The organism is Treponema sp. Marseille-Q4132, assembly GCF_014334835.1.
In the GTDB taxonomy this organism is placed as follows: domain Bacteria; phylum Spirochaetota; class Spirochaetia; order Treponematales; family Treponemataceae; genus Treponema_D; species Treponema_D paredis.
Window position 1 is genome coordinate 2,474,077 of sequence record NZ_CP060591.1, and the last position, 26,318, is coordinate 2,500,394.

The following is a 26,318-nucleotide window of genomic DNA, read 5'->3' on the forward strand; positions in this document are numbered from 1 at the left end:
TGCGCCGTCAACTTAACATTCGCTTAACCTGCGTTTGCGGCTTGTCCGCAATGTCAGGTTGAAGCGGGTGTTAGGTGATTTTCATATCACTAATTTCTCGTAATTTACTTACATCATTTGAGGTAAGTATCTCGAGATTTGTCGTTATTTTTTCTATTGGCCAATCCCATCATTTTATACTTTCTAAAAGATCAATAATTTCATTATCAAATCTTTTTCGTATTAATTTTGCAGGATTTCCTCCAACGATTGAATATGGTTCTACATCTCTTACTACAACGGAATTTGATGCAATTATTGAACCATTACCTATCTTTATTCCGGGCATTATTAAAGAATTATAACCAATCCATACATCATTCTGAATTACCGTATCCCCTTTAATCGGTAACTCTTCCATTTCCGGTGTTACTTTTTCCCATCCATTTCTAAATATTGAAAATGGATATGTTGTGAAACAATTCATTTTATGATTTGCACCATTCATTATGAACTTAACATTTCGGGCAATGGCACAAAACTTTCCAATAATTAATTTGTCTCCAATGAATGGATAATGATACAGAACATTATTTTCAAAGTTTTCCGAATTTACCGGATCATCGTAATACGAATAATCACCAACGATTATATTTTGATTAGTAATTATATTCTTAATAAAACATACTTGATCAAACCCCTTCATGGGGTGTATTTCATTGGGTTGAGGACCGTACATATAAAACTCCTATAATTATTATGGTGAAGATAATTTATATAAATCTTATATGTTCATTTCCGGCCTTTTCTCCTCTCGATTATTAGAGATATATATTTACTACATTTATCTTTAATGTGTAAATAATCTTCTTTCTTGCCCGCCGAAGGCGTGCACCTAACATATGTTTTCCGTATCCGCCGTAAATCTTTTTATACGGCAAAATCGCCGTATAAAATTCATCACGGCTTCAATACGTTTTATTATAATAACACGATTTCATACATAAATATAGCATCGTATACACGGATGTACACGGAAATTAAGTTTTATCTAAAACGAGCAAGAAGTCATAGGTAAAGGTGCGCTTACAGGACGGCACGGAAGGCCGGTGCTTTGCTCCATGCCTCGCACCGGCGGTCTGCGTCGTGTTCCGCGCTTTAACTTGCGGAATGAGTATTATTTTCGGCGTTTTACCTCGCATTTTCATGCAGCCGCCGCGCGAGGAGGCAGGCGCCTTCGACTATCGCGTCGTGTTCGACCGGCGCTATCCGCGCGTACAATGTGTCTGCCGTATCGCCGGGCATGACGCTCACTTTTTTTTGCACGAGGATCGCCCCCGTGTCGCAGCCCGAATCCACAAAATGCACGGTGCAGCCGCTTTCCTTTTCGCCTTCGGCTATGACCGCTTCGTGTACGCGCCGTCCCCACATACCCACTCCTCCGAATTTCGGAAGCAGGGCGGGATGCAGATTGATGATCTTTCCGCCGTACTCGCCGATTATGGGGCCGCATAAAACCGTGAGCCAGCCCGCAAGTACGATCGCGTCCGCTTTGTGCTTTTTGCATGCGGCGAGAGCCGCGTTCGAAACGGCAAGGCGCTTTTCGTCGCGTGATGCGACCTCCGCTTTTTCTTTTCCGAGTACCGCGTACGCGCTTACGAGCTCCGTCGCGATTCCCGCCTTTTTTGCGCGTTCGAGCGCATAAGCGTCTTTTCTGTCGCTTACGACAAGACGGATGCGGTACGGACACAAAGTGTGGGATTTTTCATAATCGATGAGCGCCTGCAAATTCGTGCCGCTTCCCGAAACGAAAACTGCGATCGAAAGCATTTTATCCTTCAAAGAGCGTCATCGCTTTATTGCCTTTGACGTTTCCGCGGATTTCTTTTTCGGATGCTGCGACGCGCCCTATCGTATACGCTTTCATATCGGGGATGCCTTTGACCGAAAAGCGTTTTGCGTGTTTGTTGAACCGATCGACGATCGCGCAGGCGTCGCTTTTTTTTACCGCGAGCACAAAGCCGATCCCCATATTGAACGTTTCGAACATGCGCTTTTCGTCGGCCCCTCGCCTTACGAGCTCCGCAAAAATAGGAGGCACATCCCAGCTTCCGTTTTTAATAATCGATATGAGCTGTTTTTGATTTTCCTTCGCACGGGGATACATACGCGGAAGATTTTCATAAAAGCCGCCGCCCGTGATGTGCACCATGCCGTGTACCGAACTCCGGTACGTTTTGAGTACGTCCATAACCGGCCGCACGTAGATGCGCGTCGGCGTCAAAAGCACGTCTCCGATCGTTTTTCGCTCCCGCTTTCCGTCCGGACAAAAAGGTTCGCTGAAATCGGTAACGAGTTTTCGCACGAGCGAATAGCCGTTCGAATGAACGCCTGTTGACGAAAGACCGATGAGTACGTCTCCCGCTCGTATTTTACTGCCGGTTATAAGCTCTTTTTTTTCACCGATGCCGACGCCGAAACCCGCGACGTCGTATTTACCCTTGTCGTAAAATCCCGGCATTTCAGCGGTTTCGCCTCCGAGCAGCGCGCAACCCGCATCTTTACAGCCTGCGGCGATTCCTTCTACGATTTTGCCCGCAATCTTCGCATCGAGCGAACCGCAGGCGATATAGTCGAGAAAAAAAAGCGTCGGCACGCCCGAGCAGAGGATATCGTTGACGCTCATCGCAACGCAGTCGATACCGACGGTATCGTATTTTTTCATCTTAAAGGCGATGTCGAGTTTTGTGCCGACGCCGTCCGTACCGCTTACCATGACGGGTTCTTTGATGTGTTTCGGCACGGCGAACATGCCGTTGAAGCTTCCGATACCCGTCAAAAGTCCCGGGATCGCGGTTTTTGCCGCGGATTTTTTGTATTCGTCGACCGCTTTATATCCTTCGTCGACGTCGACGCCGCTTTTTTTGTAATCGATGGTTTTCGCCATATCGCCCCCATAAAAACGTCAGTCCGATATTATTAATTAATAATTTTAATTAACACCGCAGCTGTGCGCTTCGGATCTCTCCTGGTACCGCTACGGGATATTCGCCGGTAAAGCAGCCCTTGCAGTAACCGTATTGTTCGGGATTGCACGAGCGAAGCGCTTCGAGCATACCGTCCATACTCAAAAACGCGAGCGAATCGGCGCCGATCTCTTTGCGTATCGTTTCGACGTCATGAATCGATGAAATGAGTTCCGCTCTGCGCGGCGTATCGATGCCGAAATAGCACGGAAATTTTACAGGCGGGCTTGAGACGCGGAAGTGCACTTCTTTTGCGCCCGCTTTGCGCAGTATTTGAATGAGACGCCTGCTCGTCGTACCCCGCACGATCGAATCGTCTATGACGATGACGCGCTTTCCGTTTATTTCGTTTTTGATCGTATTGAGTTTGACGAATACGGTATTTTCCCGCTCTTTTTGCGTCGGCGCGATAAACGATCTCCCGATGTATTTGTTTTTGACGATACCCGTCGCATAGGGGATGCCCGCCGCGTGCGAATAGCCGAGTGCCGCTCCGAGTCCGCTGTCGGGTACACCGATGACGACGTCCGCCGATACGGGATTTTCTTTTGCAAGCATCGCACCCATGCGAAGCCTTGCTTCCTGCACGGGGATTTCGTCGAGTATCGAATCGGGACGCGCGAAGTATACGTATTCGAAAATACACGATCGCTTCGACGTCTTTTCGCCGAACTCGAACGAGAGCACGCCGTCGCCGTTGATGATGACGATTTCGCCGGGACGGATATCGCGCACGAAGTCGGCTCCCATCGCGTCGATAGCGCAGCTTTCGCTTGCGAGCACCCAGCCGCCTGCGAGTTTTCCGAGACAGAGCGGGCGGATGCCGTTCGGATCACGCGCGCCGATGAGGCAGTCCTGCGTCATAACGCAGAGCGCGAACGAACCTTTGATAAGCTGAATCGTATCGGTGAGCGCGCGTTCGAGTCCCTTTTTATAGCTTTTTGCGATGAATTTGACGATAACTTCCGTATCGCTCGTCGAATTGAATGTCGAGCCGCTCTCTTCGAGCATTTCGCGAAGCTGTTCGTAATTGACAAGCTGACCGTTGTGCGCAACGGCGACGGTACCGAGCTTGAAGCGGTAGACCATGGGCTGGGCGTTTTCGATCGTACAGCCGCCGGCGGTCGCATAGCGGACGTGTGCGACGGCGATCCTTCCCGAAAGAGAATCGAGATTTTCGCGTTTAAAGACGTCGGCGACAAGCCCCATAAGCTTATGCACTTTGACATCGCTTCCGTCCGACACGGCGATCCCCGCGCTTTCCTGTCCGCGGTGCTGTAAGGAATACATGCCGTAGTAGGCGAGGGAAGAAGCGCTCATTGCCGACGTATCGATCGGGTCGGCGTTCAAATACACGCCGACGACGCCGCATTCGTCGTGGAGAACATCTTCTTCGTCCGTTAAATCATTCATACTGCCGCCGTCCGTAAAATTATTAATTAATAATCAGAGTTCTTTTTCGATGCGGCCGAGCATTTCGACATAAGCTTCTTTGACGTTGCCGAGGTCGCGGCGGAAACGGTCTTTATCGAGCTTTTCGTTCGTCTTTGCGTCCCAAAAACGGCACGTATCCGGCGAAATCTCGTCGGCGAGAAATATGGCGCCGTCTTTATCCTTGCCGAATTCGAGTTTAAAATCGATGAGGCGCACTCCGCAGCGCAAAAAGAAATGCGAGAGTATCGTGTTGACTTGAGCTGTGATTTCGTAAACGCGGTGGAGCTCGTCCCATGTTGCAGCTCCGATAGCGACCGCGTGGTAATCGTTGATGAGCGGATCGTCGAGTTCATCGCACTTGTACGATATTTCGAAAACCGTCGTTTTAAGTGCCGTACCTTCGGGCACTCCGAGCCGTTTGCTGAACGAACCTGCGGCGACGTTCCGCACGATCACTTCGAGCGGAATGATTTTCACTTTTTTGCAGAGTACTTCGCGGTCGGAAAGTTTTTTAATAAAATGTGTCGGCACGTTCCATGAATTGAGCAGCTCGTAGAGCTTTGCCGAGATTTCGTTGTTCATGATGCCCTTGTCTTCGATCGTGCCTTTTTTTGCGCCGTTGAACGCCGTCGCGGAATCTTTGTATTCCATGATGACGAGGTCGGGGTCTGAAGTTGCAAAAATTTTCTTCGCTTTGCCTTCGTAGAGCTGTTCTTTTTTTACGACGTTTTCGTTCATAGCGATACTCCATTGCCGCCTTGCTGCGCGGCCTCTTCCGCAAGTTTTTTGCGGAATTCGATAAGTTTTGTTTTTATTTCGGGATATTTCAATGCAAGAATTTCGAGAGCGAGGTAGGCGGCGTTTTTCGCGTTTCCGATACCGACGGTTGCGACCGGAATTTGCGGCGGCATCTGCACGATGGAAAGGAGGGCGTCGAAACCCGCAAGACCGTTCGATCCTTCCGATACGCTTTCAAGGGGTACGCCGATAACCGGAAGCACCGTCATCCCCGCGATTACGCCGGGAAGGGCGGCTGCAAGACCTGCGCCCGCGATGATCACGTCGGCGCCTTCGCGTTCGACTTTTTCGACCGTCGCTCGGAGGAGGCTTCCCGCACGGTGCGCGGAGATGATAAACGCTTCGTATTCGACGCCGAAGTCTTTAAGTACATCGGCAGCCTTTGCCATTTTTGCCGTATCGGATTTCGAGCCGAAAAAGATTGCGACTTTCATGGACGAACTATATCACAAGAGGCGCGTACAATCAAGATTGCAATTCTATGATGCAGGGATAAATCGTCCGCGCGCACTGTCATTTTTTTTGATTTTTTGTTAAAATACCGCAAAGCGCTTCGAACTTTTTTTATAGAAGCCGTGCGGGCGCTGTACATTCGTTTTACGATTCCGAGGTATTTTATGAAAACTGTCGAATGGTGCAATCTCAACAAACTGGAAAGTTACAAAAAACTTCTTTCGCTGAAAGGAGCCGTTTCCGTCAAAAACGCTTTAAAAGGCGCGTCCGGTGCAAAGCGCATCGCGGACTTTTCGATTCCGATGAGCTCGGGTCTCACTTACAATTATGCGGCAAAAGAAGTGAATAGGCAAATCCTTTCGATTTTCAAATCGCTTGTCAAAGAAGCATCTCTACTCGAAAAGTTTTCCGCGCTCTACAACGGAGAAGTCGTCAATACGGGAGAAGGGCGCATGGTGCTCCATCATTTGACGCGGGGTAAGCTAGGCAAAGACGTATTCGACGGAAGCGTAAACAAGCGCGATTTTTACACCGCACAGCAAAAGGCGATTGCGGACTTTTCCGAGCGCGTGCATTCGGGAAAACTCGTAAACGAAAAAGGCGAGTCTTATACGGCGGTGTGTCAAATCGGCATCGGCGGAAGCGATTTGGGGCCGAGAGCGCTCTACCTTGCCCTTGAAAATTGGGCGAAGGCGAACGGTAAGTTAAAAATGAAAGCGCATTTTATTTCGAACGTCGATCCGGACGACGGAGCCGCCGTTATCGCGTCTCTCGATCCTTCCCGTACGATTTTTATTCTCGTGTCGAAAAGCGGTACGACCCTTGAAACGCTCACGAATCAAATGTTCGTCGCCGATTTTATTAAAAAGGCCGGCTGCGATCCGGCAAAGCACATGATCGCCGTAACGAGCGAAACGAGTCCGCTTGCAAAGAGTAAGGATTTTCTCTCTGCGTTTTTTATGGACGATTATATCGGCGGACGCTATTCGTCGTCGAGCGCCGTCGGAGGAGCGGTGCTGAGCCTCGCATTCGGGTCCGACGTATTCGAAAAAATTCTTAAAGGCATGGCGGCCGAAGACAAACTTGCAACGGAAACCGACCTCTCAAAAAACGCAGCTCTCATGGACGCGCTCATCGGAGTGTATGAGCGTAACGTGCAGGGCTATCCGATGACGGCGGTACTCCCTTATTCGCAGGCGCTCGTGCGCTTTCCCGCTCACTTACAACAGCTCGATATGGAATCGAACGGTAAAAGCGTCAACCGCTTCGGTAAAAAAATCAATTATGTGACGGGTCCCGTCATATTCGGAGAACCGGGAACGAACGGACAGCATTCGTTTTATCAGCTTTTGCATCAGGGTACGAATATCGTACCGCTCCAGTTTATCGCTTTCAAAGAAAGCCAAGCCGGCAAAGACATTGTCGTCAAAGGTTCGACGAGCCAAAAAAAACTCGGCGCAAACGTCGCCGCGCAGATCATCGCGTTTGCGTGCGGCAAAGACGACGATAATCCGAATAAATATTTTGCAGGAGAGCGGCCGTCGAGCATCATCTACGGCGAAAAACTCACGCCCGAAGCGCTCGGTGCGCTCCTTTCGCACTACGAAAACAAAGTGATGTTCCAAGGATTTTTATGGAATATCAACAGTTTCGATCAGGAAGGCGTACAGCTCGGCAAAAAACTTGCGAACGCAGTGCTCGAAAATAAAATGGAAGCGAACCTCAAAGCGTACGCAGAACTGCTCATAAAGTAATCGCAGGCTTTCTCTCAGTTCAGCGCTTCGTCTTCGATTTTCCGCATTTCGATATTGAGCGCACCGATCGACAAAAGCACTTCCTGCAGAGAAAGCAGCAGCGAAACGAAAAGCGCGACGAGGCTGAGCGCAAAAATTATTTCCGCGGCGATTATCATATTCATAAAAATTGAAAACATGCTTATGACGCACAGGAGAAAACTGACGACGCCGAAAAGCTGCGTGTACTTGATGATCGTAAGACGCTTTTTGAAATTGTGAATCTGCTTTAGAAGGTGTTTGTCTTTTTCTTCGGCAAATTTTTGAATGAACTGCCGTACAAGGGCTGCGAGGGCGAGAAATCGATTCGTATATGCGAGCATCAAAAGCGAAATGGCGGAAAAAAGGATGGCAGGCGTACTGATCGTAAATTCCATATATTCTCCCATAAAAACGACGGCCGTATTTCAGACGGCGCTTTTATTGATTTTCATTTTACCGCATCTGTGCGCCGCTTGAGCGAAACCGTTTTTCCTTTGAGTTCGGCTTTGTAGATTTCGCAGTACGCGATGCGTTTATCGACGATACCGAGCCTCACGATTTCGCTATCAGTCGCGCCCGGCATTCCTTCCATACCGTTGAATAAAAAATTTCCGAGACTGTAGACGATGAGGCTTTTGCCGTACCATTCTACGCTCTGGAGGACGTGCGGGTGACTTCCGAATACGACGTCGGCGCCCGCGCTGCACAAAGCTTCGTAAAGGCGGCGCTGACTTTGTGTCGGCGTAAAGCGGTACTCTTCTCCGCCGTGCACGTTTACGATGACGAAAGCGCCCGCATCTTTTTCTTTTTTGACGCTTTCCAAAAGCTCGTCGCTCTGCCACAAAATGCCCGCCCTCGTGTCGGTCGCGGTTGCAGTCGTTTTGCCGTTAAAGCCCGAGCGTTCGACGGGAAAGGCGCCGCACGAAATGATCGCGAACGTCGTATCTCCGACGGTTTTACGGTAAAACTTTTTCGCGTCATCCGCATTGTACCCCGCGCCGCTTGTCGGTATGCCGTACTTTTCAAAAGCGGCGAGCGTGTCCTTAAAACCTTCTTCTCCGAAATCGTAAGCGTGGTTATTCGCCTGCATGAGATAATCGAATCCCGCTTCTTTTAAGTGCGGCAGCACTCTTTCGTCGAAACGGAACGTATAGGTTTTTACCGCATTGTTTTTTGAAGATGTTACGACGCCTTCGAGATTGCCGATCGTAATATCGTTTTTTTGCAAAACCGAAAGCGTATCTCCGAATACCGTTTCGAGTCCGTCAGTCCGGCCGATTAAAATTTCCTGTACGCCGCGCGCAACCATGATGTCGCCGACGCTTGCAACGAAGAGCGTTTTACATGAGGATGCGCTTTTAGGAGCAAAGACGGCTTTGCAGAACTTTTCGAGTTCGTCCGCATATCTTTTATCGTATGAAACGCACACGGCATAGCGCTTTACGGAAAGAGGGTAGTCTTCGCTTCCGGCATAAACACCGTCGGCGGGAAGCGCGCGATTGCCTTCGGGCATCGAAGCCGCATCGGAAAAAGAGACGCTTACGTCGGGAGAAAGAAGCGATGAAGCCTCTGTTCCGCCGCTTGTAAAATCGGCTTTTACCGAAGGAAGCAGTTCCGTTTCCGACAAAAGATAATAGACTTCGTTTTCGTTTCGCGCTTCTTTTGCGAGCTGCACTTCGGTTTTTGCCGAAATACGTCCTATCGTAACGGGAACGGCGCCGAAAAAGGGAAGGCGCATGTTTTCGCTTTCTTTTATAAAACGGAACGAAAGCTTTTCGCTCTGCACCGCTTCAAATTCCGCCTTATACGACTCATACAGGGCATCCGATACGCGGACAAAAAGTTTTGCGGGGCGGAATGCTCGTAGGACAAGGGTGATGAAAAAAAGCGATACGAGAGTAAAAAAAATCACCCGCTTTTTTTTATCGTTGAAAATATTTTTTTTCAACGCCGCAAAAAAATTGCCAATTTGCGATTTGAAGACGGTGTTCTTTGCCGCAAAAAAATTATTAATTTTTAATTTGACGGCACTAAGTTTTCCGTCCGATTTTTCATGAGGGTACATCATTTTATTAATTTTGACAGCTCCTCGTTCAGCTTCCGCATTTCGGCATTGTTCGGGTCGAGTGCGACAACCTGCTTGAGATAATACTGCGCTTTACGGTAGTCGCGTTTTTCATAATAGATTTCATAGAGTCTGAAAAGCGCGTCCGCGTTTCGCGGGTTTGCGATGAGACTTGAGCGTAAATCGGCAAGAGAATCTTCTTCCGCCGCATCCAAAAAACTTCTTCGGTAATAAAAGAAACTCCGCATCCGCGAAGAAGCGGTCGGTAAGCGGGAGTTGATAAGCGAAAGCGCCTGTGCGCTTCGGCCGGTTTTACTCAGCACGACGATGTATGACTGCACTATATCCTCGTCGTCGGGGTTTTCGGCGTACAGAGGCGATATGAGATTCCAAGCTTCATCGTTTTTTCCGAGTTCAAGGCAGATACGGATGTGTACGAATATATCGCTTCGAACCGCTTCGCTTGAAGCGACGAGCGATCTGCTCGAATCGTATGCGCTCTTCCATTTTCCGCCGTGCATCAATCCTCCGATTTCATAACGCTTTGCTTCCGTATTTGCGGGATCGATTTCAAGCGCCTTTTTCGCAAGCGCTTCGGCGCTGAAACCTGAAACGGGAGATGCTGTCAAAGAAGCGATGCGGGCGGCAAAAAGGAGTACGTCCAAATCATCCGGATAGCGCGAAAGCGCGCGTTCGATCGTTTCCGTTGCCGCGCTGAGGTTTTTACTCCACTCGTACTGAAGGCGTGCGCGGAGCAAAAGATAGGCACGGGAAGACGTGTCCTGTCTCGCGTACACGTCGAGGAGAGAAGCCGCCCTGATGTAATCGCCTCTGCCTGCTAAAATGCGCGCACGGAACAAAACGTAATCCAAATCGTTCGGTGCCTGCTGCAGCACGCGGCCGACGTATTCTTCGGCTGCGGAAAAATCCTTAAGCGCAAACGATGTTTCGGCACAGAGTTTCAATACGGCGATGTCCGCAGGATAGCGCTGTAAAAGCGAGAGTGATGTCGTCTGCGCTTCCTGCATTCGACCCAGTCGCTTTAAGCAATCCGCTTCGGCGTATGCGATTTCTTTACATGAAAGCGCGGATTTTGCGGCACGCGAAAAATGATCGAGAGCTTCTTCCGTCCGCATCGTTTTTATATACAGCACGCCCATAAGGTAATGAGCGAGAGCGGAGTCGGGGCGAAGCGCGAGAGAAGCCGAGAGAGCCTGCTCCGCAATCGATGCATAAGAAGAAACGTCGTCCGCTTTGATGACGACGAGAGAGGGAAGGACGAGCGTAAAAAAATCGACATTGCCGGTACTTAAATCGTAGATGCCCTTTTGTGCCGATTCGATCGCACCGAGATACGCGGTCGCTTCGCTTACGGGGGGTGTTTCCCAATCGACGCGTTCGGAAGGCCATGCATTTTTCATGATGCCCGAAAGTACGTTTAAAAGCACTTTTTCCGCTTCGGTATAATCCTCTCCCGATTTCCGCAAAAGGGAGACGGCGCTTCGTATGGAATCGGGGGATGCGTTTTCTGCAGCCGTCATGGCATCGGGGGCGATGCGTGAAAAAAACGTACGGCGCGTCCGCTTGGGTACTTCGATCGCGATCGCCGTTTTTTTGTCGTCTGCCGTTTCGTTTTCGTAATTTTTTGCCGCACTTTGCACGGACGGAGACTTTTTTTTTGATGCCGCGCACAAAGGGGCGGCATAAAGCATGCATATCACCGTAACGAGAATTATTAATTTTATTCCGCTTCGGAAATATGCGCGCACCGATTATAATCCTTTGTCGAAAAATTCTTCTTCGTCCACGTCGATTTCTTCACTTTCCTCTTCGACGTAAAATTGATTGTATTTTTGCTGCAGCAAAAAGAGGACAACCATGAAAATTCCGGAACTGATAATAAAAAACGGGATGAACGTGAGAACAAAGCTTTTGAACGAACCGGGAATGATACGGAACGAAAAAAGCAAAAACACGATACCGAATAAAAGCAGCGTTACCGCCGGAAAGGTATAGGCGATGCGCAATTTCTGCGCTTTGTAAAATCCCGCCGCTAAAAGCGCAAGGGAAGCGAAAACGACCGAAGCGGGCCACCATTCGTTCAGCGTTTTCGGAATGACGCCTCCCGTAACGAGACCAAAAAAGATTCCCGAAAGCGAACAGAATATGCCGAGAAAAAGATGGAACGAATTATGCGTAAAAGACAGCGTAAAGTATAAAAAGACGGCACCGAAGACGATAGCTACGATGGGCCATACGGTCATGACGAGGCTGTCGGTTCCGCCCGGCGACAGAATGAACATGATAAATCCCGCGGTAATCAAAAATATCCCCAGCGCGAGAATCATATTGTAAAAGCGCATATTGTATCTTTTCATGGTATCTTATAGAATACACTTTATACGGCGTCTTGCCAATAAGTCCCGCTCGTGCTACAGTACCGTATGCCGAAAAAACGTATGCTGAAAAAGGTTTCGTACGCGGCGGGGATCGCCGTGCTGCTCGTATGCATTTTTGCATTTCCGTCGTCGGTGTCTACAGCCGAACCCAATCGCAGAGAGCAGATGCAGCTTACATCCCTTCTCAAAAAGAGCGATCTTGCACCCGGCAGCCGGTACGCGATCGTCAATCAAATCGCAAACAATATGCTTTCGGCAAACGAATATCAATCCGCCGTTTTGTTTTTGACCGATTGGGTGCAAAAACATCCGGATGACGCATACAATTCGTATTGGCTTTTGATGACCGGTTACGCTTATCTTTCCATAGGCGCCGAACCCTTTGCGGAATATTATTTCGACCGCATCCTGCGCCATTACCCCGACTTGCTCGTAAAGGGGCGTTCCGTTCATTTTTTGTGTCTTAAAAATCTCATCCGCATAAGCAAAACGTCCTCTACGCGCATCGCGTATTTCAATGAAATGATAAATCGATTTCCGTCCGATGTCAGCGTAACGGAACTGTATTACCGCCGCGCCCTTGAATACGAAAAGGACAGCGAGTGGGAAGCGGCTCTGCGTTCTTTTGTACAGTTTCTCGAACAAAGCGACGCTCCGACGATCCAGATTGCGGGAGAGCCGAACGCATACAGCGATGCCCGCCGCCTTGTCGATTTTAATAATTCTTCGAAAGATTGGACTTTTGAAAACCTCGACGATCTTGTCGCGGCGGTCAAAAGCGCGATCACGCGCTACGATTGGAGAGCGCTCGACAAATATTGCTCAAAGATCAACTTTTTTTATATGTCGTGGACGCAGGACGAAAACGATCCGAATTCGCAAAAAGAATTTTCCCTGCGTGTCTATATGCGCGGTCAGCGCATTACGTTCAGCGACACGCTCGAACGGGGGACGACGCCGAACGAAGCGTATTTGCGCACGAGAGGGTGGAGTCCTTATTCGCCGGTGTGGTACCTGTATTTCCGCAAAGTGGATTTTCCGATCGATCCCGACATAAACGGCAACTGGGAATGGGCGGGCATCTATATGGGCGAACGGCTCTTATGACGCGGACATTCCGTTCGTTCGTTTTGTGCGCGGCGTACATTTTTGTATTTGTCTCCCGCGCCGCTTCCGAAGATAGTGTATCGATCGAGAAGTCGGTAAAACGTTCTCCGGATGCCGCAGGCGCCGCAGCTGAAGAGCGCGCATGGCTCGAAGACGAACTCGCCTCTCTTCCGCTCGTACAAACGTTCGATGCGGCCGATGCGGAGAGCAGCCGAAATTCCCTTTCAAGCGAAGAGGTGATTCCGGAAAGCGCGCGCCCCTCAAACGGATCAATGAACGGCGCCGTATCTGCAGACGGTACGGATCAAACGCCGGCATCCGATGATGTGACGGCGGGAAATTCGCAAATCGATGCAAAACCGATCGCACGGGATGAAATGCCGCTTTCGGTCGCATATAAGGAGCTCGATATTCCCGGAGCGGACAGAGCTTCCGTGCAAAAGTACCGCGATTATTATCTTTCGGAAAAAGCGGTCAAATGGCTTTCCGCCGTTCTCGAAAACGGAGAGCAGTACCGGCTCTATGTACGCGAAAAACTCCGTGAAAAAGGTATGCCTTCGGTTCTCGAATATCTTCCCGTCGTCGAATCGAGTTATACGACAAACGCGAGATCGAGGAGCGGAGCCGTCGGTCTTTGGCAGTTTATGGCGAACAGTACAAAGCCCTTTCTCGTCAGAAACGATTTTGTCGACGAGCGGCTCGATCCGTGGAAATCGACCGATGCGGCGCTTGCAAAGCTCGAGGAAAATTTCAATATGTTTCACGATTGGCCGCTCGCGATCGCCGCATATAACTGCGGTGCGGGCGCTATGGCGAGAGCGCTTGCGAAAAATCCCGGCAAAGATTTTTGGTATTTGGCGGAACATAAACAGCTGCGCGATCAAACGGCGCAGTACGTGCCTAAACTCCTTGCCGTCGCGGACGCTGCGGAAAACGCCGCATACTACGCGGTCGCCATTCCGTCTGCAAAAGATGAAAGGGGCGGGCCCGTAAATCCCCGTGCCGGCCGGTTCGATTACGCCGAAACTAAAGGCGCGATTTCGATCAAGCGGCTTGCGCACGAATTGAAGATCGACGAAGACATGCTTTCTTCTCTCAATTCGGCACTCTTCCGCGGCATTACGCCGCCTTTATCCGCTTGGCTCATCCGCGTACCCGAAGGCATGGCGGGTTCGGCATCGGAGGCAATTGCGGCGATCGAACCTTACCGTTTTCAAACGAGATACACGGTGCGCGAAGGCGATTCGCTTTGGGGCATCGCCAAACGTTTCGGCACGACGGTCGAGGCCATGTGCGATGCAAACAACGTAAAATCGAACGCGGTTTTGCGGATCGGAAAAATACTCTACATACCCGTAAAATAAGCCGATATTTCTAAAGAGGTACGATAAAAAGCGCCGTCTGAAATATCGCCGTTGCTTTTAATCTCGAGTTTGCGCGGATATTTACGGAAGCCATGTATATGCGGCGTTTCGATAAAAATCGCATGAATACGATGCGCTTTATTTTGCAAACTCGACTATTGAACGTGTGCGCGCACGCGCACGGTTAAAAACTTTTTCTGATGTCGAAACATCCTGCAAAAGTTTTTATGGGAGTGCGTATGCAAAAAAAAATTATGCTATCTGCGTGTATTTTTTTCGTTTCGATGATGAGCGCGTTTTCGCAAAGCGGGGCGATGACGTCCGTAAGCCGCGTCGATTGGACAAAGCAGCAGTTCGTTTCGTCCGTTTCATTCGATACTGAAAGAGCCGGCATATCGCTGCCGTCGGGCAAAAACGCGGCATCGGAATCGATGTATTTAAAGCTTCCCGCATTGATTAAAGATCCGCTTTTATCGCTGTACGTCGACAATGCAAAACAGCTCGGAGATTTGATACTCGAGGGCACGCTTACGCTGAAAGAAATCACCGACATCGTTTACGGCGGTAAAATGACGAGCGCGGTTTTTAAAGGCGGAAAACTCACGCTTTTTCTTACCGATACGATTTCCATCCCGTCGATAAGCGGTATGCTGCTCAAGCAGCGCACGCCCTACGCGCCCCCTGTTCCGATCGCATCGGCTGCATCCCGCGCGTATTCGGGTATCGTCATAGATGCGCGGGGCGAACTGCCCGTACACGGCGAATATGTCGAAAGCGCCGTATCGCCCTGTTTTTTTCCGCGCATTTGGGATGAAAACATGGATTTGATTTATGAGCGCGATATGGCATCATTCGATGCGGCTGAAGCGAGAGGTATCGTGCTTTACGGAGAGTCCGACGATACACGTGCATATCACGAACGCACGGGCTATGATCCGCTGTACATCAAAGCGTATAAAGTGTACGGAAAAAACCGCACCGATCCGGTCATCCGCACAAGCGATGCGCTTCGTATTCTCACCGTTGCGCAAAACCGTGCGCTTTTAAAAGAGGGTAAAGTCGTCGTTATCCTCGATAAAGACGAGCTTATACACGATGTGAGCTCTCCTCTCAAAGACGATTCGTACTATGCCGCATACGATACGCTCCGCCGAGAAATCACCGGAGGAGGGGGCGCGGCCGAAAATCAAAGCGGTTCAAAGGGCGCAGTTCCCGATACAAAAGTCGACGACGGGGTAAGAGGCATCGTCATATCGATTGCAAACGTAAAGTTTATTCCCGATTCGGCAGAGCTTTTGCCGGCGGAAAGAGCGCGCATAGAACGCATCGCGTCATCGCTCAAAGAAATTATTAAAAATAACGACGGCTATACGATACTCGTCGAAGGTCATACGGCCGATGTCGGAAAGCCGGAAGGGCAGATGAACCTTTCGATCGAGCGAACGAAAACGATCATGCATTCGCTCATCGTATACGGCATCCCCGCTTCTCTTTTCAGTTACCGCGGCTACGGCGGCACGATTCCCGCCGCTCCAAACGATACCGAAGAAGGCCGCAGACAAAACAGGCGCGTCGTTATCACCGTGCGCCCGAAAGACACGTATATACAGCGGGATTATTAAAAATGCGGCAAAGCGAAGAAATTATTAAAATAGAAAAACTTTCTAAATCGTTCGGTACGACGGAAATTATTAAAGATATTTCGTTTTCCGTACACAAAGGCGAAGTGCTCGGCATCATCGGACCTTCGGGAAGCGGCAAATCCACGATCCTCCGCTGCATTACGCAGCTTGAAAGCGTAAGCGGCGGTTCCGTTTCGATATGCGGACAAAATCTCGTCAAAGACGGCGTCTATGCGGACAAAGCTTCTCTCCGATCGATAGCGCTGAAAACGGGACTCGTCTTTCAGAATTTCAATTTATTTCCGCATTATTCGGTTTTGCAAAATGTTGCGGACGCTCCCCGCCGCGTTCTCGGAAAAACTGCGGAAGAAGCGAACGCGCTTGCAGTCGAACTCCTTTCGCGTATGGGACTTGCCGATAAAATCAAAAATTATCCTTTCGAACTTTCGGGCGGGCAGCAGCAGCGTGTCGGCATTGCGCGCGCGCTTGCGCTCAATCCGGAAGTGCTGCTTTTTGACGAACCGACGAGCGCCCTCGATCCGGAATTGACCGGCGAAATACTTTCCGTTATCAAAACGCTTGCCGCGGAAAAGATGACGATGGTCGTCGTCACCCACGAAATGGCATTCGCACGCGACACGAGCAGCCATATCATATTTATGGACGGAGGCGTCATCGTCGAACAGGGTTCGCCGAAAGACGTCATCGACAGTCCTAAAGAAGCGCGCACGAAAGCGTTTTTGGCAAGATTCAACGCGTAATCCAACATTGCGGATAAACGGATAAAAATGATATACTGCACTTTATAAATTCGATTATTCGAAAGCTGCACGGATATCCGGATGATTGAAAATTTTTAAAAATTATTATTTTTTACAAAGATTTTTACGGAGGTATTTTAAATGGATGTGATGAAGTCGTTTTCGCTTGCCGGAAAAACGGCGTGGGTAACGGGCGCTTCGCACGGCATCGGTTTTGCAATCGCATCGGCGCTTGCGGAAGCGGGTGCCAAAGTCGCCTTTAACGAGCGTCATGCCGACAAGCTTGAAAAAGGAAGCGCCGCTTATAAAGAAGCGGGTCTCGATGTGCGCCCGTATCTCTGCGACGTTACCGATGAAGCCGATGTCAAAACGACGGTAAAAAAAATCAACGCCGATTTGGGCGTTATCGATATCCTTGTAAACAACGCAGGCATCATCCGCCGCGTGCCGATGACGGAGTTGACTGTCGAACAGTATAAAGAAGTTATCGATATCGATTTGGTTTCTCCGTTTATCGCGGCAAAAGCGGTTGTTCCGCAGATGATTGAAAAAGGTCACGGGAAAATTATTAATATTTGTTCGATGATGAGCGAACTCGGACGGGAAACGGTAAGCGCCTATGCCGCGGCTAAAGGCGGCCTGAAGATGCTTACACGGAATATCTGCAGCGAATACGGCAAATACAATATTCAATGTAACGGCATCGGGCCGGGCTATATCGCAACGTCGCAGACGGCTCCGCTTAGGGAAAAACAGGCGGACGGTTCCCGGCATCCTTTCGATTCGTTTATCATTTCAAAAACGCCTGCGGAGCGCTGGGGAACCCCGGACGATCTGAAGGGGCCTGCGGTGTTCCTTGCAAGCGATGCGTCCGATTTTGTAAACGGTCATATACTTTATGTCGACGGGGGTATCCTCGCGTATATCGGCAGACAGCCGGGCTGAAAAAATTAATAATTATTAATATTAAGGAAGGATGATATATGGATATTCGCTATTCGGTCGGAAAAGAGCAGTTCAAACGGATGACGGCGGAAGAGCTCAGAGATGAGTTTCTCGTACGCAATATTTTTCAAGCAAACGATGTATCGGCCGTATATTCTCATATCGACAGAATTGTAACTATGGGTGCGATGCCGACGACGGAAAAAATCGACATCGAAAAAAATATCGACGCGATGAAAGATTTCGGCGTATCCTATTTTTTGGAGCGGCGCGAACTCGGTATCGTAAATATCGGAGGGGCGGGATTTATCGAAGCGGACGGCAAGCGCTTTGAGCTGAAAGGACGGGATGCGCTCTATGTGCCGCAGGGTACGAAATCGGTTTTGCTCGGAAGTGACGACGGGGCGAATCCCGCAAAATTTTATATGAACAGTGCGCCCGCTCATCGTCCGTTTCCGATAAAATTAATAACTTCGAATGATGCGAAGCACTTGAATCTCGGCAGTAAAGAAGGATGCAACGAGCGCGTCATCAATCAATATATTCATCCGGACGTTTTGGAAACCTGCCAGCTTTCGATGGGATTAACGCAGCTTGCCCCCGGATCCGTGTGGAATACGATGCCTGCCCATACGCACGAGCGCCGTATGGAAGTTTATTTTTATTTCGACATCGCCGAAGACGAAGCCGTTTTCCACTTTATGGGTTCACCGTCCGAAACCCGCCACATCGCCGTGCATAACGACGAAGCCGTCATCAATCCGAGTTGGTCGATCCATGCGGGCTGCGGCACGAAAAACTACACATTCATTTGGAGCATGGTCGGTGAAAACAGAACGTACACCGACCAGGATGCGATCCGTACTCGGGATTTGCGCTAGAGAATGTGCAGGTTATGGCTTTCGAAGTTGAGGTAGGCTTTGTCTCCCGCTTCGTAAAGCTTGTGGTTTTTCGGGTTGTATTCGGTGATCTTTATCATCATGCCGTTTATGTCGACTTGATAATACTGATACGAGCCCATAAACGTCGAAAGCGTTACGGTACACGGCAGCACGCCTTGGTCGGCGAGCGTAATCGATTCGGGGCGCAGTACGATTTTGCACGAGTCGCCCTTTGAAACTTTTTCAAAGGATTCGGCCGTGATGTCCACGCCGCCGACGTCGACGTGTATGGCTTTGGAATCGATCGACGTTACGTTTCCGGTCAGGAAGTTTACTTCGCCGATAAAGTCCGCGACGAATTCGTTTTTCGGCTGGTAGTAGATTTCGCGCGGCGTTCCCATCTGTGCGATTTTGCCTTTGTTCATGATGATGATTTGGTCGGAGATGCTCATGGCCTCCGATTGGTCGTGCGTAACGTAAATCGCCGTAATGCCGACCGTCTGCTGGATGCGTCTGATTTCGGTGCGCATTGCGACGCGGAGCTTTGCGTCGAGATTCGAAAGCGGTTCGTCGAAAAGCAAAACGCTCGGCTGTACGACAAGCGCGCGCGCGAGGGCGACTCGCTGCTGCTGTCCGCCCGAAAGCTGATTCGTCATGCGGCCTTCGAGCCCTTCGAGTTCGACGAGTTTGAGCATGGCCGTAACGCGCTCGGCTATTTCGTTTTTTGCAACTTTTCTGATCTTTAAGCCGTAGGCGATATTGTCGAAGACGTTGTAGTGCGGCAAAAGCGCGTAGCTTTGGAACACCATTGCCGTATCGCGCTTGTTCGGCGTGAGTTCGTTGATCGCTTGATCGCCGATATAGATTTCGCCCTTGTCGGGGCTTTCAAATCCCGCGACCATGCGGAGCGTCGTCGTCTTTCCGCAGCCTGAAGGGCCGAGCAGGGTGACAAAGCTGCCGGGTTTGATGTCGAGCGAAATGTCGTCCACTGCGGCGAAATCTTTTTCCGTTTTATAATCTTTGTAAATCTTCGTTATGTGATCGAGGCGTACGCCTTTTTGTTCTTTTGACATAATATTCCCCTTGTTATTTTTTTTTGCGGCTCGTGCCGAATTTTCCGGTAAACAGATTCATCAGCGTGATCGCCGTATACGTGATAATGATCAGTATGGTCGCGTATGCGCAGGCTATACCGTAGTTGCCCTTTTCCGCGTGTTCGTTGATGCGCACGGTGATGAGCACGAACTGCGGAGTAACGAGCAGAATGATTGCGGAAATCGCCGTGATGGAACGCACGAAAGTCGTAACGAGTCCGCTGAAAAACGAATCCTTAATAAGAGGAAGCGTCACCGTCGTAAATACGGTAAAGCTGTCGGCACCCAAATCGTAGGCGGACTCTTCGATCGATTTATCGATTTGCCTCAGAGCCGCGATGCCGCTTCGCGTACCGATCGGAAGCGAACGCACGATGAACACGATAACGAGAATCGCTCCCGTACCGTAAAGTCCCTGCATAAAACCCGAATGAAACAAGCCGCTGTTGAATCCGCGGATAAAGCCGACGCCGAGAACCGTTCCCGGAACCGCCATCGCAAGCATGGCGATGAATTCCATAAATCCCTTGCCGGCGAATTTTCGCTTTACGACCAAGTAGGCGATTATCATCGAAATGAATGCGGTGATGGGAGATGCGATGAGCGAAAGCCAAATAGAATCGAGGAATACTTTGTATCCGTTATTTTTAAAAATGTACTGATACCATTTGAGCGACAGACTGTAATTCCGTCCCCAAATCTTAAAGAGAGAGCCGAATACGACGAGGATGTAAAGCACGATAACGAACAGCGAAATGACGATGCTGATCGTGACGAGCGGAACGCGCACGCTTTTGTCTTTTATGCGCATGCGCTCCCGCGACGCTTTACCCGTAAGGGTGGCGACCGATTTGCGCTCGAGCCGATATTTTTCGACGATGAATAAGCCCATCGAAATAAAGAGCAGCACGACGGCCATTGCGGTAGCTCCGCTTTTATCGTATGCGCCGGTGAGCTGCAGATAAATCGACGTTGCGAGCGTGTCGAAGTTTCCTCCGATGATCATCGGGTTTGCAAAGTCCGCAACCGATTCGATAAAGGTTACGAGAAAGGCGTTGCCGAGACCGGGGAGCAAAAGCGGAAGCGTTACCGACGTAAACACTTTCCACCGTGAAGCGCCGATATTGCGAGCGGCTTCTTCGAGTGAAGGATCTATGTTTTTAAGCAAGCCTTTGAGCATGAGGTAGCAGACGGGAAAAAACGTAAGCGTCTGTACGAGGCAGATGCCCGGAAGGCCGTATAATTTTGTCGTGCTTAAATTGAACAGGTTTCGCGTGATGATGCCCGTCCGGCCGAAAAGCATGATCGCCGAAAGAGAGAGGACGAAGGGGGGCGAAACGACCGGCAGTACGGAAACGATTTTAAACAGGCCTTTCACAAATTTGTTTCCGACGCTGACGTACATGTCGACGTATGCGAAGAGAAAGCCGACAAGAGTGGCGAGGATGCCTGAAATAAAGCCGAGATGCAGCGTATTTGAAATCGCCTTTCGGAAACCCGACATTCCGAAAATGCGGGCGAATACGGAAAGCGTGATTTGATTTTCTTCGTATACGCTGTCGACAAGCAAAATCGACAGGGGGTAGACGATAAATAAAACCAAAAATAAAAATATACCGAATATTGCGGTGATGAGGATCGGATCGGCAAGCAATTTTTTTCTGTCGAGCGTTTTGCTTTGCGTTCCCGCCGTATATGGTTTTGTCATAATAAAAATCCACGAAAAAAGATGATGTGCTGCGGCACGGATCGCACCGCAGCGGTAATTGAAATTAATAATTATTATTTAGTTTTGACGCGGTCGTCGCTTGCGATGACTTTAAAGAAATCCTGTACGTACTGCGACGTGTGATATTTTGCGTCTTCGAAATCGTAATTGATCGTTTTGATTTTATCGAGACCGGCTTTGACTGCCGCTTTAACGGGCTTCGCGTTGTCGATGACGAGGAACTGATACGAACCGTTTTCCTGAGCGAGGTTTACGCAGTCGGGTGAAAGCGCGAACTCGATGAATTTCTGTGCGTTTTCGACGTTTTTTGCGCCTTTGAAAATTGCCGTCGCTCCGATTTCGTAGCTCGTACCGGAAGAGGGCGCGGTCATACCCAAATTGTCGTATCCGTTGTCGACGATCTGATAGACGACGTCGTGCAGGAAGCCGATGCCGATGACGATTTCGCCGGTCGGAACGAGCTTCGACGGGCCGGAACCGGACTTCGTGTACTGAACGATGTTTTTATCGAGCGCTTTGAAGTACTCCATCGCTTTGTCGTGTCCTTTCATCTGCACCATTGTGTTGACGATGAGTTTTCCCGTTCCCGCCGTATTCGGGTTTGCGAACGAAACCAAGCCCTTGTATTGCGCTTTTGTCAAATCGTCCCAGTCTTTCGGCGGCTGGATACCGAGACGCTTGATTTCTTCCGTGTTCCAAAAAAAGCCGAGTATACCGCGGTAGATTCCGAACCAGTTGTTGTTCGCATCTTTGAACTGCGGTGCGATGATGTGTTTTGCATTTTTCGCGTTGTACGGGAGCAAAAGTCCTCTTGCCGCCGCTTCGTTGTACGGGTCGGTCGTGCCGCCGAACCATACGTCCGCCGACGGTTTGCCGTTTTCTTCAGCGATCTTCGTGAGCACTTCGCCCGTCGAAAGGCGCTGGTAGCTCGTTTTGATGCCGGTGAGCTTTTCGAATTTCGCACATACGGCGCTGACGTATTCTTCTTCGCATGAGCCGTAGACGACGAGGGAACCCGCGTTTTTGTTGCCGGCTGCAAAGAGCATGCTGCCGGCGAGTAAAAGCGAGCCGATGACTGCACAAATCTTTTTCATAATGGAAATCCTCCGGATATTGAATATCTTTAATAAAATTGTAAGGGGGGAATTCCGTATCCGCAATGCCGATTTTATATAAAAATATCCCGGAAAATGAACCGGATGAAGCGCGACGCGGACAATGCCGTCGAAGCGGGACAGCAGCCGAGCAGGCCAAGCGTACCGAAGACCGTATTTTCTGAAAAATAATGTGAACGTAAAAAATCGGCGCGCTCATTCGGGCGTTCGGTTTTTCCGTTTTCCGTCCGGCTTTGCGAGTTCCGTCGGAGGAAAGCCCGCGTAGGATTTGAACACTTCGTAAAATCGCTTGTACGAGGAAAAACCCGTCATCGATGCGACTTCGTAGACGCGGTATTTTTGATCGGAAAGGAGGCTTACGGCTTTTTGAATCCGATACGTGTTCAAAAAATCGAGAAAAGTCATCGACGTGTGTTTTTTAAATAATCTGCTTAAATAACTTGCGCTCACTTTGAGCGTTTCGGCGAGCGTTTCGATGTTCGGATGCCCCGCGTAGTTTTGTTCGATCGCGGCCAGGCAGGCTGCGATATACGGATTGTCGGAAACCAAAGGCGGAAGGAACGGCGCCGGGGCGCCGTCGGTATTTTCCGCGCGCTCGGCTTTTTGTGCGATGCGGTTTTTTTCAAGCTGCTCTTTTGCTTTTAAGACGATATCTTTGATTTTTTCTTCGTCTACGGGTTTTAAAAGATAATCGAAAACGCGGAGGGCGATGGCGCTTTTGGCATAGTTGAAATCGGAATAGCTTGTAAGCACGATCGGGATAAAATCGATTTTTTCCTTTTGCGCTTCCGCTATCATATCGAGGCCGCTCATGCCCGGCATCTTTATGTCGGTGATCACGATGTCGGGGCGCAGGCTTTTTATCTTTTCGAGTCCTTCCGTACCCGTTGCCGCAGAAGCGACGACGACGGCACTCATGGAAAGCCAGTCGATCGTGTACAAAAGCCCCGATCGGATGATCTCTTCATCTTCGGCGATTAGGATCCGTATCATATTTTACTCCGAGTGACAGGCAGGCTTATGCGCACGGTCGTTCCTGCGCCTGCGACGCTGTCGATCGTCATACCGTATCCTCTTCCGTATAAAAGCTCTATGCGCCGCTCGACATTGTATAAACCGATGTGATTCGTTTTATTGCTCTGCGCGCGGATGAGTTTCCGTATCGCTTTCAGTTCGCTTTCGTCCATGCCGGCTCCGTCGTCGCTTACGACGATATGCAGTTTTTTTCCGACCGTGTGGGCACCGATCGAAACTTTCATGCGCTCTTTGTCGCCGAAGCCGTGTTTGACGGAATTGTCGATCAGAGGCTGTATGATGAGCTTCGGCACGACGCAATTTTGTACTTCATCCGGCACATCGATTTCGTATGCGAATTTTTTACCGAAACGGAGTTTCAATATGTACAGATAATGTTCGATGCGGCGGATGTCTTCGCCGATCGCCGCCGTCGACGCATCGTTATCGATGCTGTAGCGCAAGAGGTCGGAAAGACGCAGGATCGTTTTTTGCGCTTTATCGGGATCGAGTTTTATTAAAAATTTAATATTTTCGAGCGTGTTGTATAAAAAGTGCGGATTGAACTGCATTTCAAGCTGTTTGATTTCTGCAACATAGCGTTCATGCGTTTCCTTTTTATTTTCATCGATAAGGCGCTGTACGGTGTCGAGCATGTCGTTGTACGCGTTTGCAATCTTTTGGAATTCGATATTGCCGGAAGCCGCAAGGCGTTCTGCGAGATTGCCGCGTTCGACTTCGCCGCACAAGTCTGCAATCTGTGTGAGAGAACGCGATTCCTTTTCCGCGATTTTGCGGGCACTGACTAAAAGCCCTGCGATAACAAGAGCGAGAACCGAAAGCGTCGTCAATACGATTATTAAAAAAGCGCTTCGCATCTGCTGTGTGTTTTGAAACGTATAGACGTCGAAGATGCCGCCCGTCGTCGTTTCCCGGAAGACCGCTTCGTTTTCCGTAAAATAATATCGCCTGTCGCTTCGATAGTCGTCCGCAAGCTTTCCGAATACGTTTGCCGCATGAGGGAACGATGAGGCAAAGAGCGTGCCCTTGGCGTCGGTGATCGCAAAGGGGAGCGCCGGATTGAAATATGCGCGTATGTCTTTTTCGCCTATCGTAAAGACGATGTAGCCGCCGATTCCGTTTTGTGCTCCGATCGCGCGTCCGATGACGATTTCGGTTTTTCCGCCCGTATTGTATTCCGACGACAGTTCTATCACCGTTTGATCAGGCTTTTCGCGCATCCTGCCGAGCGCACCCCACGTAAATTGATTTTGCCATTCGGGAACGATAAAGTCGTCATCAGCGCTTCCCTTAAGTACGACGGCATACGAGGGAGAAAGCAGCGTAAAATCCGCGGTGATTTTTTGCGTATGGATAAATTCCTTTAACACGGTATACGCTCCGGAAAGGGACGATGCGTCGTCAAAAATTATTTTTTCGGGTGCGAGTTTTTTTTCTTCAATAAAATTGCCGTATGAAGCTACGGCCGCGCTCAAGACGGATGAGGTCTTTTTGTTTTCGCGCGCAAGGGTGCGGTAGAGATTGACGTTCCACACCAAAACGGAAGTGACGATGACGACGCTTGCAAAGGCGATGGACGGGATGAGCGAGTATGCTATGAACGAGCGGCGTATTTCTTCTTTGAAGTGCATATTATTATTCATCGCTTTGCCTCGCGCTTTCAAAGATATCGAGAAAGCGCTCTACCCATTCGCTTTGATGCGAAGTCGTATAAGCGTAATCTACCGGGATGCAGTTGATTGCGCTCTTTGCCGGAAGCAGGCTTTTCGTTTCGACGTCGTTTCGCACGGAACGGCGGTTCATCCGCTTGGCGATATAGCTTTGTACGTTTTTACCCGTAACGTAATCGATAAATCGGACGGCGTTGTCTTTGTGCCGGATTTTTTTCGGCATATAGACGCCGTCGGGAGTAAAGACGACGCCTTCGTTCATATAGACGAGGGCGATGTTGTCGTCTTTTTCGGCAAAATTTGCGCCGCCCTCTTCGAAAGTTAAACCTACGGCAAATCGCCCGTCCGCGACTCCGTTGTAAACCGCGCTCGAAGAGTTCAAAAGAATGCCGCCGAGATTTCCGCACAGCCTTTTTACATAGTCCCAGCCGTCGTCGGGATTTCCTTTGCCTTCGGCGTAGAGTATATTTATTAAATGTTCCCATGCCGACGACGACGTTTCCGGATTTCCGAACGCGATCGCGCCTTTTAATTTCGGATTGAGGAGATCGCCGTAACCTGAAAGAGCGATATCGCCGAGCCGTTTTTTATTGATCATTAAAACGCTCGGCACGTCGGAAAAGCGGTTCAACATGCCTTCGACGTTTTTATATTCGTCCCTGATATACGCTTCGTTTGCGCTTGTATAGGAATCGAAAAGAGAAGAAGCGGGAAGAACCGATGCGTACGAACCGCCCCACAGCACGTCGTACGGAGATGCGTCGGGATGCATTTGAAGCGTTTTAAGTATTTCTTTCGTTCCGCCCTGTACGAGTTCGACGGCGATACCCGTTTCGTTTTCGAAATTTTCTATGACGGGAACGATGAGTACGAGCGGGTGGGGACTTGCGACGACGAGCGTGTTCGCATCGCCGCCGCCTTTCGCCTTTTGCAAGCAGCCTGCAAAAATGAAAAACGATGCGGAAAACAAAAGCGCGCGGTAAGGGGTACGCATAGCGTCAGTATAGCACGGATCGTCCTCGTTTGACACGGGGCGCACTTTATGGGGGCGAAAAAAAAGGAACCG

Annotated in this window: 22 protein-coding genes and 1 pseudogene; 7 read left to right on the forward strand and 16 right to left on the reverse strand. The window is 49.7% G+C overall.

Annotation, left to right across the window (positions count from 1 at the left end; genetic code table 11):
* Positions 1-70: 70 nt before the first annotated feature.
* The 6 genes and pseudogenes from H9I35_RS11230 to purE all read right to left on the reverse strand — a co-directional run bounded on the left by H9I35_RS11230 (position 71) and on the right by purE (position 5,671).
* Positions 71-718: pseudogene (locus tag H9I35_RS11230) on the reverse strand (Vat family streptogramin A O-acetyltransferase).
* Between the two features lie 452 nt (positions 719-1,170).
* Positions 1,171-1,809: a phosphoribosylglycinamide formyltransferase gene (gene purN, locus H9I35_RS11235; RefSeq protein ID WP_187419454.1), complete on the reverse strand. Its 639-nt coding sequence runs from the start codon at positions 1,807-1,809 to the stop codon at positions 1,171-1,173.
* A gap of 1 nt (position 1,810) precedes the next feature.
* Positions 1,811-2,926, reverse strand: coding sequence for a phosphoribosylformylglycinamidine cyclo-ligase (gene purM / locus H9I35_RS11240; RefSeq protein WP_187419455.1), 1,116 nt, complete (start codon positions 2,924-2,926; stop codon positions 1,811-1,813).
* A 49-nt stretch (positions 2,927-2,975) separates the two neighbouring features.
* The gene (gene purF / locus H9I35_RS11245; protein ID WP_187419456.1) at positions 2,976-4,418 is read right to left on the reverse strand and encodes an amidophosphoribosyltransferase; all 1,443 of its coding nucleotides are present in this window, start codon (positions 4,416-4,418) and stop codon (positions 2,976-2,978) included.
* A 33-nt stretch (positions 4,419-4,451) separates the two neighbouring features.
* Entirely contained in the window at positions 4,452-5,177 is a 726-nt protein-coding gene (gene purC / locus H9I35_RS11250; protein ID WP_187419457.1) for a phosphoribosylaminoimidazolesuccinocarboxamide synthase, read from the reverse strand.
* Entirely contained in the window at positions 5,174-5,671 is a 498-nt protein-coding gene (gene purE / locus H9I35_RS11255; protein ID WP_187419458.1) for a 5-(carboxyamino)imidazole ribonucleotide mutase, read from the reverse strand. Before purE ends, purC begins: the two co-directional genes overlap by 4 nt.
* Before the next feature lie 183 nt (positions 5,672-5,854).
* Between purE and H9I35_RS11260 the strand changes: the two genes are divergently transcribed.
* A complete protein-coding gene (locus H9I35_RS11260; RefSeq protein ID WP_187419459.1) occupies positions 5,855-7,444 on the forward strand; it encodes a glucose-6-phosphate isomerase in 1,590 nt (529 codons plus the stop codon).
* Between the two features lie 14 nt (positions 7,445-7,458).
* Here H9I35_RS11260 and H9I35_RS11265 read toward each other — a convergent pair whose 3' ends face one another.
* The 4 genes from H9I35_RS11265 to H9I35_RS11280 all read right to left on the reverse strand — a co-directional run bounded on the left by H9I35_RS11265 (position 7,459) and on the right by H9I35_RS11280 (position 11,908).
* Complete coding sequence (locus H9I35_RS11265; protein ID WP_187419460.1) at positions 7,459-7,860, reverse strand: DUF2721 domain-containing protein; 402 nt, start codon at positions 7,858-7,860, stop codon at positions 7,459-7,461.
* 53 nt (positions 7,861-7,913) lie between these two features.
* Positions 7,914-9,413 (reverse strand): CapA family protein, encoded by a 1,500-nt coding sequence (locus H9I35_RS11270; protein ID WP_252722661.1) that lies wholly within the window; start codon positions 9,411-9,413, stop codon positions 7,914-7,916.
* 116 nt (positions 9,414-9,529) lie between these two features.
* The gene (locus H9I35_RS11275) at positions 9,530-11,242 is read right to left on the reverse strand and encodes a tetratricopeptide repeat protein (RefSeq protein ID WP_187419462.1); all 1,713 of its coding nucleotides are present in this window, start codon (positions 11,240-11,242) and stop codon (positions 9,530-9,532) included.
* Between the two features lie 60 nt (positions 11,243-11,302).
* Complete coding sequence (locus H9I35_RS11280) at positions 11,303-11,908, reverse strand: hypothetical protein (protein ID WP_187419463.1); 606 nt, start codon at positions 11,906-11,908, stop codon at positions 11,303-11,305.
* A gap of 66 nt (positions 11,909-11,974) precedes the next feature.
* On the opposite strand from H9I35_RS11280, the gene H9I35_RS11285 reads away from it, so the two are divergent.
* The 6 genes from H9I35_RS11285 (at position 11,975) to kduI (ending at position 18,609) form a co-directional block, all read left to right on the forward strand.
* Positions 11,975-13,036: an outer membrane protein assembly factor BamD gene (locus H9I35_RS11285; RefSeq protein WP_252722662.1), complete on the forward strand. Its 1,062-nt coding sequence runs from the start codon at positions 11,975-11,977 to the stop codon at positions 13,034-13,036.
* A complete protein-coding gene (locus H9I35_RS11290) occupies positions 13,033-14,400 on the forward strand; it encodes a lytic transglycosylase domain-containing protein (RefSeq protein ID WP_187419464.1) in 1,368 nt (455 codons plus the stop codon). The genes H9I35_RS11285 and H9I35_RS11290 overlap by 4 nt, the downstream gene beginning before the upstream one ends.
* A 239-nt stretch (positions 14,401-14,639) precedes the next feature.
* Entirely contained in the window at positions 14,640-16,022 is a 1,383-nt protein-coding gene (locus H9I35_RS11295) for an OmpA family protein (RefSeq protein WP_187419465.1), read from the forward strand.
* Between the two features lie 2 nt (positions 16,023-16,024).
* Complete coding sequence (locus H9I35_RS11300; RefSeq protein WP_305852054.1) at positions 16,025-16,783, forward strand: amino acid ABC transporter ATP-binding protein; 759 nt, start codon at positions 16,025-16,027, stop codon at positions 16,781-16,783.
* A 141-nt stretch (positions 16,784-16,924) separates the two neighbouring features.
* Positions 16,925-17,728, forward strand: a complete 804-nt coding sequence (locus H9I35_RS11305; protein ID WP_215905293.1) for a gluconate 5-dehydrogenase — start codon at positions 16,925-16,927, stop codon at positions 17,726-17,728.
* Positions 17,729-17,766: 38 nt separating this feature from the next.
* Positions 17,767-18,609: a 5-dehydro-4-deoxy-D-glucuronate isomerase gene (kduI, locus tag H9I35_RS11310; protein WP_187419466.1), complete on the forward strand. Its 843-nt coding sequence runs from the start codon at positions 17,767-17,769 to the stop codon at positions 18,607-18,609.
* Here the strand turns inward: kduI and H9I35_RS11315 are convergent.
* The 6 genes from H9I35_RS11315 to H9I35_RS11340 form a co-directional block, all read right to left on the reverse strand.
* Positions 18,606-19,682 (reverse strand): ABC transporter ATP-binding protein, encoded by a 1,077-nt coding sequence (locus tag H9I35_RS11315; RefSeq protein WP_187419467.1) that lies wholly within the window; start codon positions 19,680-19,682, stop codon positions 18,606-18,608. The two genes, kduI and H9I35_RS11315, sit on opposite strands and share 4 nt — an antisense overlap.
* A gap of 13 nt (positions 19,683-19,695) precedes the next feature.
* On the reverse strand, positions 19,696-21,411 hold the full coding sequence (locus H9I35_RS11320; protein ID WP_187419468.1) for an ABC transporter permease: 1,716 nt from the start codon (positions 21,409-21,411) through the stop codon (positions 19,696-19,698).
* 74 nt (positions 21,412-21,485) lie between these two features.
* The gene (locus H9I35_RS11325) at positions 21,486-22,526 is read right to left on the reverse strand and encodes an ABC transporter substrate-binding protein (protein ID WP_187419469.1); all 1,041 of its coding nucleotides are present in this window, start codon (positions 22,524-22,526) and stop codon (positions 21,486-21,488) included.
* Between the two features lie 216 nt (positions 22,527-22,742).
* A complete protein-coding gene (locus H9I35_RS11330) occupies positions 22,743-23,540 on the reverse strand; it encodes a response regulator (RefSeq protein ID WP_187419470.1) in 798 nt (265 codons plus the stop codon).
* A complete protein-coding gene (locus H9I35_RS11335) occupies positions 23,537-25,225 on the reverse strand; it encodes a sensor histidine kinase (RefSeq protein WP_187419471.1) in 1,689 nt (562 codons plus the stop codon). The genes H9I35_RS11330 and H9I35_RS11335 overlap by 4 nt, the downstream gene beginning before the upstream one ends.
* The gene (locus tag H9I35_RS11340) at positions 25,218-26,246 is read right to left on the reverse strand and encodes an extracellular solute-binding protein (RefSeq protein WP_252722663.1); all 1,029 of its coding nucleotides are present in this window, start codon (positions 26,244-26,246) and stop codon (positions 25,218-25,220) included. Before H9I35_RS11340 ends, H9I35_RS11335 begins: the two co-directional genes overlap by 8 nt.
* Positions 26,247-26,318 lie beyond the last annotated feature (72 nt).